Source organism: Paraflavisolibacter caeni, from assembly GCF_025628885.1.
In the GTDB taxonomy this organism is placed as follows: Bacteria; Bacteroidota; Bacteroidia; order Chitinophagales; family Chitinophagaceae; genus Flavisolibacter; species Flavisolibacter caeni.
On the sequence record NZ_JAOTIF010000043.1, the window covers coordinates 1 to 12,748 of the forward strand.

Here is a 12,748-nt window from a genome sequence, read left to right on the forward strand (position 1 = left end):
GAGCGCAAAGATAGAAACCCACCCAATCCCCACCAAATCTTTTTTAAGGTTTTTTCGTGAAAATTCTGTGAAAGCAAAAAACTATTCCCCAGCCCGCCAGCAAACCAACCACCGGCCCCTACCCAGGGCTATGGCCAAAGGAGATCAAAGAAAGGCTGGAGGGCTGATGATATCGACAGGCCGCTGGCAGGGCGGGACCACAGAGACAGGACCAAAGGATACCACACAGCGGCCATGCGCAGCAACAGGGACGGCTGTCAGGAGCCCAATGAGAGCGGCAGGACCGAGCGGTGGGGGTGCCTGCCGGCTGGAGGAGCAAGGAGCAGAGGGTAAAATAATAGGGATTAGGGAGGGGGCAAAATCTGTTTCGTGCATTAAGTATACTTGAAGTATGCTTCAGGTGTGCTTCAGCTATACTTGATCTATCCTGAAGGTATGGTTGGGTGGGTTGGATAAGGGGGATCGTAGGGGGTAGGTAGATGGTAGGTACGGGGTTGATCCGGAGTAGTATAGGAGTGGTCGGGGAGGAGGTAGTTAGCATGTACGGCTAATGTTTACTATAACTCTACTATAACTCTACTATAACTTTACTATAACTTTACTGTAAGTTTTCTATAAGATTACTATAAGGGCACTGTAGTGTCTCTGGAGACCGGGGCGGAAATAGTAACATATAGCATTAAAACGGAAAAGGCTGCACCAAAAAACAATAGAAAACAGAGGTCGGAGCAAAGGAAAAAGGCAACGCCAAAAGGTATAATAGAAACCTGCTGTTGGGGGAAAGGAAAAAGGCTGCACCAAAAATGGAAAATAGAAAATGCAGAGGCGTTGGTTCATGAGTCGTTGGCTCATGAGGGGATTCATTGGGAAAGCAAAAAGACAGCCTCCCAAAAGAACAGTATAAAATTGGGTTCGGGGAGAGACTACAGGTAGAGAAGCCTGGGCAAAAAGACCTTGTTGAAAGGAGTTTCATGAAAATCGGAAATCAAATAGAAATCAAATAATGTTGCGCGACCATGCAAACCCGGGCCAGGAGAGCAAAGGGTGCGCAAAAACGAGGACTTGGGCGATGAGATAAAAGGGAAAACGCAAATGGTGCTACGCCAGGCAAAGAAAGCAAATGGCGGTTTCGTCAGTGCGGTTACTTGATTCCATATTTCGTTGAGGTAGCATTTAGCTCATTGTGTAGTATAGGATTTCAGGAAATGTATTAGAATGTATTAGTAATGTAGAAAGAATAGTTCCAATCAGAAGTTGAGTATGGGAACTCTTATATAGTATTATAATAAAAAAGCGTTTTGGGCATTCTCCCATGTTCTGGTATTTCTCATCATCCTTAAAGCATTCAATATTGGCAGCCTTACATGAAAGGACAAATAATTAAGCATTATTGGTAGCGATATCGCTACCCACCTGGAAGTATCTTACTCGAAATTTTAATCTTCAATTATGGAATTTGGGAATTTCACTCTTTTTAGAAACAATCCATCCGGAGGGACGGAGAAACCGCACTTTTGATCGGGATAAGTAAACATGGAAGCAAATTCATCTAATGAGATTTTGCCGCGGCCGACCTTGAGCATCGATGCTGTGAGCAAACGAACCATGCCTCGTAAAAAGCGATTTCCTTCTATATTATATATCAACTTATCATGATCGTGAATCCATTGACTTTTATATATCTTACAATTGAAGTTCTTGACCTGGGTGTTTGTTTTGGAGAAGGCAAAAAAGTTGGTTCCAGACTTTACAAGGGCAGCGGCTTCGTGCAAGAGTTTTTCATCAAGTGTGTAAGGGAAATAATAGGCTATTCCCTTTAAGAAAGGATTTTTATGCTGATATAATACATAATCATACTCGCGAGAGGTTGCATCGAAACGAGAGTGCGCATTTTCGGGCATAGTGTATAATCCCTTTACGACAATATCATCGGGTAAGATGGCATTCATTTTATAGACGATACGGTCGCTGAGCGATTCGGAAAAGTCGAAGTGAAAATAATTCTGGAGGGCATGAACACCTGCATCGGTGCGTGAAGAGCCCGTTAAATCTACACTTTGCCGAAGCAAGATTTTAAAGGTTTTTTCCACTTCGGCCTGTATCGTATTGGAGTTCTCCTGAATCTGGAATCCACTATATTGGGTGCCCTTATAGGCAACTTCGAGAAAGAAACGGGGCATTTAAATTTTAGTTTTCCAACAAAGATTTGAAGCGTTCCTGATAGGCATCTTCATTCAATTCAAACAATAGTGTAGCAAAGCGGTCCTTATCTGACACGAAAGGCTTAGCTTCCTTGAAGAAAAGGAACTTACCTTCCTGTGTATAGAACAACACGCTCAATTTTCTTATCTGCTCTGTAGTGTAGCATTTTTCATTGAAAGCTTTTCTAGCCTCAGCTAACATTTCCTCTCCCCTATCTTTTGCTGCCATATTTTTTCTCAATTCAAGGAAATCTTTATTGGATGCTTCTTTACAGTTTGCAGGCGTAGCCTCATTTTTAACAACTGTCGTCTGAAGGCTATCTTTATCATTATTGATTACAGTAGCTGAAACCTGGTTGTTATTAGAAGCCGGTACATCTTTTATCGCTTCATTAGACAGCTGATTATCAACCTTGGGCAATTCTGTTTTCACCAAAGCACTAGCATCAACAACATTAGGAATCACGAGGCGAATGGTATCAGTTACACCCTCCCAAGTATCAATAAAGGTCAGTCCAAAACCCTGAAAGTTGGAGCTTTCAGCATATTTCTTCACGACAGAACGTTTGAATTCGGTTTGTTCCTGTTTGGCAGGTTCACCCTGAATACTGTCTGTCTTCTGGACATTTTGCACAACAGCATCCTTTAATGTGGAAGTATCTTTAGCATCAGTGTCCCTGGAAGTAGCAGAAACCTTTAAGTTAGCAGAATCGCTTTGAGACACTGTTACCTTAGTAGCAGCAATATCCTTTGGAACTTGAGTTTCCTGTGGAACAGCAGCATCTTTTACATTGTTATTGTCAACAATTGGAGTTGTTGAAACCGGAGTATTAACAGTTGTTTTATTTATTGCAACATCTTCTTTTGCGGGAACTTCTTCGGAAGCTTTAACAATAGCTTCGTTCTTATCCTTTGGAGCTTTGTTCTTTATTTCTTCTTTTTTTGAAGGTTTTGGCTCATTGCCCTTAGCAAGTACAGGTTCCATTAATAAAGTGGAATCGTCTACGGCTCTGGCTAACAGGCGTGTAAAAAGATCACTTTTAACTGTATTACTTTCATACATTACACCGGATGTACTTGGTGTGGGATTGATCACAGCCATAGATTGGAGATCAAACAGAGCCAAACCTTCCTGAAGGTTTTTCAACAAAAAGCCGCGGTCTGCATTATTGATGGGTACAGAAAAGCGAAGTTCCTTTGCTTGATTGCCTGGCTGACCTAAATACAATACATATGTACTGTCCACCAGTTTTGGCAAAATCACATACCCTGAGGCTGTAGAACTATAGACTTTTTCACCCATTTTTACATAAAATGGCGTGCCTGCGTCGGACTGAATATAAATAAAATATACTTTTTGTGCGAACGCCATTGATCCAAAACAGAGCAAAATGACTATAAAAAGCAACTTCTTCATTGCAATCAAATGTAAGTTAAAATTATAATCCTCCATTACCATAACCATTCATCCATTTTTAAGCCACTGTTAAAGTGTAAGTATTTTAAGTTTGGCAGAAAGATGGGATGACGAATTGTTTGCAGGTAGCATCCGGTGAATACTTAGAGCTTTTTAACGTTGTAAGTGAAACACTCAGCCATTTCAAATCATCTAAATGAAGCAACAGAAATGTATTTTTACCCACTGTAAATATTATATATGAAACGATTGGTATTTTTTAGTTTTTATTGTTTAATGGCTTCGGTCCTTACAGCTCAGGAAACAAAAGCAGATTCGACAGCTATAAATGTATACAGAGCAACCGCTGTAAAAATTAATGACCTTGTCCATACCAAGTTGGATGCAAAGTTTGATTACTCAAAATCACAACTTATTGGGAAAGTATGGATCAGCCTGAAACCCCACTTTTACCCTACCGACTCGCTTTTACTGGATGCAAAAGGAATGGATATCAGGCAGATTGCTATAGTAAAAGGCGGAAAGAATGTACCGCTGAAATATAAATATGATGGTATGCAGCTCAACATCGACCTGGATAAAACTTACCGCGGTGGTGATGTTTATACCATTTATATAGATTATACAGCCAAACCTGATGAATTAAAAGTAAAAGGCAGCGCCGCTATCACCAATGCTAAAGGCCTGTATTTTATCAATCCACGCGGAGAAGAGAAAAACAAGCCTACCCAGATATGGACACAGGGTGAAACAGAGGCTACATCTGTATATGTTCCAACAATTGACAAGCCTAATCAGAAAACCACCCAGGAATTTATACTGACGGTTCCGTCTAAGTATGTGACGCTGAGCAATGGAAAATTGATAAGTCAAAAAAGCAATACAGATGGTACCAGGACTGACTATTGGAAGATGGACAAGCCGCATGCTCCTTACCTGTTTTTCATTGGTGTAGGAGATTATGCCATTGTTAAAGACAGTTATAAAGGCAAAGAAGTAAATTATTACGTAGAAAAGGAATATGCACCGGTTGCCAAAAAGATCTTTGGTAATACACCGGAAATGATGAAATTCTTTTCGAATATCACCGGCGTTGAATACCCATGGAACAAGTATTCCCAAATAGTAGGCAGAGATTATGTTAGCGGTGCGATGGAAAATACAACCGCCACATTGCACCAGGAGTCAGCACAACAGGATGCCAGGGAATTAATAGATGGCAACCATTGGGAAGATGTAATTGCACACGAGTTATTTCACCAATGGTTTGGTGACCTGGTAACCACTGAAAGCTGGAGCAATCTGACGTTGAATGAATCTTTTGCTAATTATAGTGAGTATTTGTGGAATGAATATAAATATGGTAAAGATGCCGCAGATGAACATAATTTAACTGAAATGCAAGGTTATCTGGGAAGTGGAAGTGAGAAGAAAGACCTAGTGCGCTTCCATTACCGCGATAAGGAAGATATGTTTGATGCTGTGAGTTATAATAAAGGAGGCAGGATACTCAATATGCTGCGCAATTATGTTGGAGATAGTGCATTTTTCAAAGCAATGAACCTGTACCTGACTACAAATCAGTACAAATCGGCAGAAGCCCATCAATTACGTTTGGCATTTGAAGAAATTACTGGTAAGGACCTGAACTGGTTCTGGAATCAATGGTATTTTGGTGCTGGTCATCCAAAACTGGATATTAACTACTATTACAATGAGCAATCAAAGCAAGCACAGGTTATTGTAAAGCAGACACAAGCCAGCGAAAATCCGTTTATTCTTCCTGTGGCAATTGATATTTATAGTGGAAATGATCGCGTTCGCCATAATGTGTTTGTACAAAACAGGGTAGATACTTTCAGTTTTGCTTCAGCAACAAAACCAGACCTGATCAACTTTGATGCAGAAAAAGTCTTATTAGCAGAGAAAAAGGAAAATAAGACGCTAACAGAATACCTGTATCAATACAAACATGCCCGCAATTACATGGACAGAAGGGAAGCTATTGATGCAGCGGCTAAAAACCAGGCGGATCCTAAAGCGACTGAAATTATGCTTGATGGTTTACAAGATAAGTTTCATGGTTTGCGGAGTTATGTTATCGGGAAGTTGGATTTGAAGAATAATACATTGAAAGAACGGGCTGAAAGTACGCTTGCAAGATTAGCAGAGAAAGATGAAAAGAGTACGGTACGTGCTGCGGCCATTGCCAGATTAGGAGAATATAATGTTACAAAATATAGCACCCTATTGCGAAATGCAGTAAATGATTCTTCTTACTCAGTTTCCGGGAATGCATTAAATGTATTGAGCCATATAGACAGCAAACAAGCATATGATGAGGCCAAGCGTTTGGCGCAGGGTAAGATCAAAGGTGACCTGGCTGAAGCTGTTACCAGTATTATGATCCAGGCTGGAGATGAAAGCAGTGCGAATGTAATTTTAAGCAATTTTGAAGACATGCCTTTGAGCCAGGCTAAGCTTGAAGCTGTTCAACCTTTAGCACAATACCTGGTTAAACTAAAATCTGATGAAGATTTTAAACGTGGTGTAGATGCTATTATGGAACTAAGTGATCAAATACCTGAAGCTTATAAAGGACAGATAGTGCCTTATATTGAAACCTTATTACAGAATGTACAAAAGGCAAAAACTGCTGCAGGTCAGAGTTCACAGGCAGGATATGTTGACGGGAAGTTGAAGAAGAAGGGAATGTGAGAATGATAATAGATTAGTGATCATGGATGATAGATAGTGACTGGTAGATAATAGAGGGTGGGTGATATATTGAAAATGGTGGTGTAGATGTGGACGGTAGAGGGTTGATTATTGATGATAGTGCGGGTAAAATGATGTAATAAAAAGAAGGGCTTCCTGGATGGAAAGCCCTTCTTTTTATTAGTGATGGGTTGTAAGTTGATTTTTTATCAGGATTTTTACCAGCCGCCGCTGGCTCCACCACCACCACCGCCGCCGCCGCCGAAACCCCCAAAACCTCCTCCTCCGCCACCACCGGACCAACCTCCTCCACCGCCAGACCAGCCACCGCCGCCGAAGCTGCCAGGGAAAATAACAGGGCCACCAAAGCGCCTATAACCACGGCGTGACATAAAGCCTCCTCCTCTATTTCCACCACCAAACATGCCCATAATTACCATCAAAATGATAAAAGCCAAGATGATCTTACCGAAGCTTATACCTCCTCCGCTCCCTTTCCTTTTACCATACCCTTCGGGCGCCTGGTATTCACCAGCAGCAGCTTTCATGATGGAAGTTGTTGCTGCGTCAAAAGCACGATAATAGTTTTCATTACGGAAGTTGGGTGCTATATCGCTTTCAATGATCTGTCTTGCGGTGATATCAGGAACGGCGCCTTCCAATCCGTAGCCAGTTTCTATGCGGATCTTTTTATCTTTCATGGCTACTAGTATCACCGCGCCATTATCTTTTTCTTTTCCACCCACTCCCCATTGCCGCAAAATCTGAAGTGCAACATCTTCTATAGGATAATCCTGAAGTGTTTCAATAGTAACTACTGCAATTTGCGTGGAAGTACTGTCATCATAAGCTACGAGCTTCTGCTCTAAAGACTGCTCCTGTTCCGGGGTTAAGATATTGGCAAAATCATTAACCAATCGAGGCGGAGTTGGCCTTGGTGGAATCACTTTATCAATCTGAGCCTGGGCACAGATTGAAATGACCATAAAAAAAGCGATAAATATTTTTTTCATTCAGGTATGTAGATCTGCATCAAGTGTGAATGGAGAATTAAGCGTTTGTCTTTATTTGCCAAAGATGATTTCATCTGGCAATTCGTTTTTGTCTGTGTCCCGATCGTAGGGGAAATGTTGGTGCAAAGCTTCACCAATATCTTGGATGGATAGTATAATGCCATCTGCCAGGTGCTCCTGCTTGAAGTGGACCAGCATTTTATTTACTTCCTCCTCCCAGTATTTTTGTCCTACTTTCTGATGAATGCCCTCATCGCCATAAACTGCGACCTGCCGGTCTTTTACAGCAACATATACCAGGGAGGCATTGCGCGCCATAGTCTTTTCCATGCCTAATTGAAAGAAAATCTCTTTTGCCCGGTCCAATGCATCCACAAAGCGACAACGAGATTCAATAAAAAGCCGAACCTCGCCACTGGTGCGCTGTTCGGCCTTACGGATGGCATCCAAGATACTTTCTTTCTCTTCAGGAGTAAAGAAGTCTTTTTCGTTTTGCCAGGGAAATAATTTCACTTTTTATCGGGTTGTATCAAAGTTTACTGATGGTCTGTTCCCTCCAAAGTCAACTTTGGGAGCGTTTTGCGATCCTTGATCTGCTGTAAAGCCTTCCCTGGGCCTAAATCCCATGACACCAGCAAAAATAACGGTTGGGAAAACGCGTACCTTGGTGTTATAGGTCCGTACGGCATCATTGAAATCATTACGAGCTACAGCTATACGGTTTTCAGTACCTTCCAATTGTGTTTGCAGGCCTCTGAAGGCATCGTTAGCTCTCAAGTTAGGATAACGCTCAACAGTTACCAATAATCGGCTTAATGCACCAGATAATTGATTTTGTGCTTCCTGGAATTTTTGAATATTCTCATTGGTCAGGTTGTCCGGAGTTACCTGAACAGATGTAGCCTTTGCTCTCGCATTGATCACATCAGTCAGTGTACCACGCTCAAAATTAGCTTCACCTTTTACCGTATTTACAAGGTTAGGAATCAGGTCTGCCCTGCGCTGATATTGCGATTGAACATAGTTCCATGATTTCTTTACTGTTTCATCTTCCTTAACAAGGTTATTGTACCCGCTACATCCCCAAAACAACAAGATCACCAATAAACCAAGGATAATAAATGTTGTTAACGAACGTCCTTTCATTTGAAGTGGTTTAGTTTAAATAAAATTAGGATGAAAGTTTTGCTTTTTATAACTCAACTATTATACCATGGCGTTTTTTTATGTAAAAGGCGACAATTTGCCATAAAAGGAAAATGAAGAAAATGCAAATGTACGTGACTGTTATACCTTGGGCTGGCCTGACTCCAGGCTAGCCCCTAAAGGAGCACATCAATGCAGCAAAGCCCAGGAGTTAAAATTAAAAATCCCTTGTTAATCGATTAACAAGGGATTTTTATTATTTGGGAAGTATACTATCATTTAATTGCCGCGATTCCGGGTAATTCTTTTCCTTCGAAGTATTCGAGCATGGCGCCACCACCAGTTGATACGTAGCTTACTTTATCAGCAAAGCCAAACTTGTTTACTGCGGCAACGCTATCACCGCCACCTACTAATGAGAAGGAACCCTTTTCAGTTGCTTCTACAACAGCATGTGCAATTGCTTTAGTCCCATGCTGGAACTTTTCCATTTCGAATACTCCCATTGGACCATTCCATAAGATGGTCTTAGAGTTTTTAATAATCTTAGTAAATTGCTCGCAAGCCTGAGGGCCAATATCCAGCCCCATCCAACCATCAGGAATTGTATTACTTAATGAAGAAGAAACAGTTGCATCGTTTGAAAATTGATCTGCTATGATTGAATCCATGGGCAGATGAATCATAACGCCTTTAGCTTCCGCTTTCTGTATTAATTCACGCGCAGTATCCAAGCGGTCTTCTTCACAAAGTGATTTACCGATATGACCTCCCAAAGCTTTGAAGAATGTATAAGCCATACCACCACCGATGATAATATCAGTAGCTTTTTCCAGTAAGTTTTCAATAATCAAAATCTTATCTGAAACCTTTGCACCACCGATGATTGCTGTAAATGGCTTCTCGGAACTATTAATAACCTTTTCAGCGCTGCTTACTTCACCTTCCATCAGTAAACCGAACATACGAGCTTCGGGAGCAAAGAACTTAGCAATAACAGCTGTAGAAGCATGTGCGCGGTGAGCAGTACCAAATGCATCATTGACATAAACATCGCCAAGTTTAGCTAATTTTTCGGCAAAGGCTTCGTCACCTTTTTCTTCCTGCTTGTAAAAACGAAGGTTTTCCAACAACAATACTTCACCGTTTTTTAAGTTTTGGGCTTTCTGAACAGCATCATTGCCGATGCAATCATCGGCAAATTGCACATTAGTGCCCAGCAATTCACTCAAATGAGTCACCAAGTGCTTCAGAGAGTATTTTTCAGTTGGACCTTCTTTTGGACGGCCGAAGTGAGACATTAAAATAACACTGCCACCATCGTTTAATATCTTTTTAATTGTAGGCACTGCAGCCCTGATGCGGGTGTCATCAGTAATGTTGTAGTCTTTATCCAAGGGAACGTTAAAGTCCACCCGGATCAATGCTTTTTTCCCGTTAAAGTTGAACTGTTGAAATTTGCTCATAATAAGTTGATTTCGATTAACCCGAATATATTATCCAATAATGCTTAACTGTATGCCATACACACAATCTGTAAAACGCTCCCAAGCTCAACAGTTAGAATTTTTATCCTTAACAATTTACAAATTAAGGATCTAAATTTACGATAATAAAGAAGCATAAAAAAAGCGGCACCTACTTGTGCCGCTTTCGAATTATTATTTTTTAATCAGCTTAGCAAAGTATTTAACTGTGCGCACTAATTGAGATACATAGCTCATTTCATTATCGTACCAGCTTACGGTTTTTACCAATTGAGTATCGCCAACTGACAATACTTTAGTTTGGGTAGCATCAAACAGAGAACCATATTCCATACCTACGATATCACTACTTACGATTTCATCTTCAGTATAGCCATAGCTTTCGTTTGCAGCGTTTTTCATTGCTGCATTGATCTCTTCAACCGTAACTTTTTTGCCTAATACAGTTACTAATTCAGTTAAAGAGCCGGTCAGCGTTGGAACGCGTTGAGCTGTACCATCCAATTTACCTTTCAGGCTTGGCAGAACAAGACCGATAGCTTTAGCGGCACCAGTGCTGTTAGGCACGATGTTTTGAGCAGCTGCACGTGCACGACGCAGGTCACCTTTCGGATGCGGAGCATCTTGAGTATTTTGGTCGTTTGTATATGCATGGATAGTGGTCATCAAACCAGAAAGGATTCCATAAGTATCATCCAAAACTTTAGCCATTGGGGCCAAGCAGTTAGTAGTACAAGAAGCACAACTAATCACAGTTTCTGAACCATCTAAAAGATCATGGTTTACATTGTAAACGATTGTTTTTAAATCGCCGGTGGCGGGAGCCGAAATAACTACTTTTTTTGCACCAGCTTGCAAGTGAGCTTCAGCTTTTGCTTTATCTGTGAAGAAACCTGTACATTCTAAAACAACATCCACATCATGCTGTCCCCAAGGAATATCTGCAGGATTTTTTTGAGCGTAGATCTTAACTTCATTTCCTTTCACCACAATTGCATTTTCAGTTGCTCTTACGTCAACATTGAAGCGGCCTTGAGCCGTATCGTACTTTAAAAGGTGGGCTAATACTTTCGGACTGGTAAGGTCGTTTATAGCAACGACTTCGATACCTTCCATGTTAAAAATCTGACGGTAAACTAAACGGCCGATACGTCCGAAACCGTTAATTGCGACTTTTACTGAGCTCATGTTTTAAAAAGTTTAAATTTATAATGCGTCGCGAAGTTACAATAATGCAAAATATTTTCAGACAAGAGAAAAATCAGTAATAAAAAAGGCGTAAGTCAGGCATAAGATGAGTTTTTTATAATTAATTATGAGATTTCTCATCAATAATGGAATCTCTGAACTCCTAGTTTGCACATTTGATGAATTGTAAAATGATTATTATATAACATTAGACTTTATTTATCACAGTTAAGAATATTTGCTTTCATTGAATTCTTAACTGGAAAATCACAATCAATGAAATATTAACCTCATCAATAAGTTCACTTAAAATACCCAAACTATTTTCTCATGATTTAAATATTCGATTACACATGGGAGGTGAAGCACATTGGCTAAGCATAAACAGGTATTGCCAATTATTGCGGATGAAGGAATTCGGTAAAATGAATGTAGTTAGTAAAAACAGAAGAGCCGCTGTTAACAGCGGCTCTATAATTTGTTGTAAGAAATGTTCGTGTACCGCGTACGGGATTCGAACCCGTATCACCACCGTGAAAGGGTGGTGTCCTAGCCCTTAGACGAACGCGGCGTCAAAAAAATATTTAATAAAAAACCCCATCAAGTTGAAACTAGCTGGGGCAATGTTTCGTACCGCGTACGGGATTCGAACCCGTATCACCACCGTGAAAGGGTGGTGTCCTAGCCCTTAGACGAACGCGGCATTTTCGTTTGGGAGTGCAAAGATAGGCGGCTTTCGTAAACTTCCAAACTTTTTTCTAAATAAATTATATAGAGGTATTAAAAGCCTTGTTGTTCAACTAGGAACGACAAAAATAAATGGTCCATGAATTTTAAGTTGAGACAGAAAGAAGATAGAGTTGTTGGGTGTCTATCAATAAAGAGGGCCCCCTGAAAAGGAAGCCCGTAGTTATCGCAAGCAAAATAATTAGTTTTTCGCTATATCGAATTTTCTGAAGATGTTTTTTACTGAATTCTGAATTTCTTTGGAAGTCATGTGCCTACTTTTTAATTCAGAAGTAGACCATCCCTGCCAAACAGTTTTTTCTGTTCTTGAGTCAATCATTGAGATAGTAATGGTTCCTTCTCTCACTTCGTAAGATTCATTATCATATCCTAAGAACTGAGAAGGATAATATATGCGGCCCCAACGTCTTGTGTATGGATTAAAGAAAAACCGGCTATAGGGTTGGGTATAAACTGGATTAGTTTGTTCTTTTAAATTTTTCTCTACTAAAGCATCATAACTTATCAGAACGTCCGGTTTGTTCTTTACTTCTTTCCAGCCTTGTTTTGTTAATTCTGAATTTACGTACTTTTTTAAATTCTGTTCTGTTAAATCTGAAACTTTTTTGTCCTTTTCGTCTTTGGACTCAGTTGTTTCAATCCAGGCAAAAGTTTTATAGTTTTTAAAGTTTACAGTTTCATCTTTTTCTATATGAGCATTACCTGCGCAACCTGTAAAAAAGAACCCAATCAACAGAAGCATTCCGAAAAAGGTCACTTTTTTCATAATTCCTCCAAATTGTTTTTATACGATATAAAGACGTATAAAAACATATTTTCATTTTAAAGGAA

The 12,748-nt window shown here is 40.2% G+C and carries 10 protein-coding genes and 2 tRNA genes; 2 read left to right on the forward strand and 10 right to left on the reverse strand.

Going from position 1 to position 12,748, the window contains the following annotated elements; genetic code table 11:
- Window positions 1-388, forward strand: a 388-nt coding sequence (locus OCK74_RS26560; protein WP_279300151.1) for a hypothetical protein, incomplete at its 5' end; no start/stop codon positions are given.
- A 1,048-nt stretch (window positions 389-1,436) separates the two neighbouring features.
- On the opposite strand, the gene truA is transcribed toward OCK74_RS26560, so the two are convergent.
- Together truA and OCK74_RS26570 are read right to left on the reverse strand one after the other, a co-directional pair.
- Entirely contained in the window at window positions 1,437-2,180 is a 744-nt protein-coding gene (gene truA, locus OCK74_RS26565; RefSeq protein WP_279300152.1) for a tRNA pseudouridine(38-40) synthase TruA, read from the reverse strand.
- A 7-nt stretch (window positions 2,181-2,187) separates the two neighbouring features.
- A complete protein-coding gene (locus tag OCK74_RS26570) occupies window positions 2,188-3,618 on the reverse strand; it encodes a hypothetical protein (RefSeq protein WP_279300153.1) in 1,431 nt (476 codons plus the stop codon).
- Window positions 3,619-3,858: 240 nt separating this feature from the next.
- Between OCK74_RS26570 and OCK74_RS26575 the strand changes: the two genes are divergently transcribed.
- Window positions 3,859-6,336 carry a M1 family aminopeptidase gene (locus tag OCK74_RS26575; protein WP_279300154.1) on the forward strand — a complete coding sequence of 826 codons (2,478 nt, stop codon included), beginning with the start codon at window positions 3,859-3,861 and terminating at the stop codon, window positions 6,334-6,336.
- A gap of 218 nt (window positions 6,337-6,554) precedes the next feature.
- Here OCK74_RS26575 and OCK74_RS26580 read toward each other — a convergent pair whose 3' ends face one another.
- The 8 genes from OCK74_RS26580 to OCK74_RS26615 all read right to left on the reverse strand — a co-directional run bounded on the left by OCK74_RS26580 (window position 6,555) and on the right by OCK74_RS26615 (window position 12,683).
- The gene (locus tag OCK74_RS26580) at window positions 6,555-7,349 is read right to left on the reverse strand and encodes a TPM domain-containing protein (RefSeq protein WP_279300155.1); all 795 of its coding nucleotides are present in this window, start codon (window positions 7,347-7,349) and stop codon (window positions 6,555-6,557) included.
- 51 nt (window positions 7,350-7,400) lie between these two features.
- On the reverse strand, window positions 7,401-7,862 hold the full coding sequence (locus tag OCK74_RS26585) for a TPM domain-containing protein (RefSeq protein WP_279300156.1): 462 nt from the start codon (window positions 7,860-7,862) through the stop codon (window positions 7,401-7,403).
- Between the two features lie 3 nt (window positions 7,863-7,865).
- Complete coding sequence (locus tag OCK74_RS26590) at window positions 7,866-8,495, reverse strand: LemA family protein (protein ID WP_279300157.1); 630 nt, start codon at window positions 8,493-8,495, stop codon at window positions 7,866-7,868.
- Between the two features lie 275 nt (window positions 8,496-8,770).
- A complete protein-coding gene (locus tag OCK74_RS26595) occupies window positions 8,771-9,961 on the reverse strand; it encodes a phosphoglycerate kinase (RefSeq protein ID WP_279300158.1) in 1,191 nt (396 codons plus the stop codon).
- 195 nt (window positions 9,962-10,156) lie between these two features.
- Complete coding sequence (gene gap / locus OCK74_RS26600) at window positions 10,157-11,170, reverse strand: type I glyceraldehyde-3-phosphate dehydrogenase (RefSeq protein ID WP_279300159.1); 1,014 nt, start codon at window positions 11,168-11,170, stop codon at window positions 10,157-10,159.
- A 499-nt stretch (window positions 11,171-11,669) separates the two neighbouring features.
- Window positions 11,670-11,741: transfer RNA gene (locus OCK74_RS26605), tRNA-Glu, on the reverse strand.
- A gap of 60 nt (window positions 11,742-11,801) precedes the next feature.
- Window positions 11,802-11,873 (reverse strand) — tRNA-Glu (locus OCK74_RS26610).
- A gap of 225 nt (window positions 11,874-12,098) precedes the next feature.
- Window positions 12,099-12,683 (reverse strand): DUF4136 domain-containing protein, encoded by a 585-nt coding sequence (locus OCK74_RS26615; protein ID WP_279300160.1) that lies wholly within the window; start codon window positions 12,681-12,683, stop codon window positions 12,099-12,101.
- Between the last annotated feature and the right edge of the window lie 65 nt (window positions 12,684-12,748).

Coding starts and splice junctions, on each gene's coding strand:
- truA (WP_279300152.1), bottom strand. CDS start 2,180: ATGCCCCGTTTCTTTCTCGAAGTTGCCTATAAGGGCACCCAATATAGT.
- OCK74_RS26570 (WP_279300153.1), bottom strand. CDS start 3,618: ATGAAGAAGTTGCTTTTTATAGTCATTTTGCTCTGTTTTGGATCAATG.
- OCK74_RS26575 (WP_279300154.1), top strand. CDS start 3,859: ATGAAACGATTGGTATTTTTTAGTTTTTATTGTTTAATGGCTTCGGTC.
- OCK74_RS26580 (WP_279300155.1), bottom strand. CDS start 7,349: ATGAAAAAAATATTTATCGCTTTTTTTATGGTCATTTCAATCTGTGCC.
- OCK74_RS26590 (WP_279300157.1), bottom strand. CDS start 8,495: ATGAAAGGACGTTCGTTAACAACATTTATTATCCTTGGTTTATTGGTG.
- OCK74_RS26595 (WP_279300158.1), bottom strand. CDS start 9,961: ATGAGCAAATTTCAACAGTTCAACTTTAACGGGAAAAAAGCATTGATC.
- gap (WP_279300159.1), bottom strand. CDS start 11,170: ATGAGCTCAGTAAAAGTCGCAATTAACGGTTTCGGACGTATCGGCCGT.
- OCK74_RS26615 (WP_279300160.1), bottom strand. CDS start 12,683: ATGAAAAAAGTGACCTTTTTCGGAATGCTTCTGTTGATTGGGTTCTTT.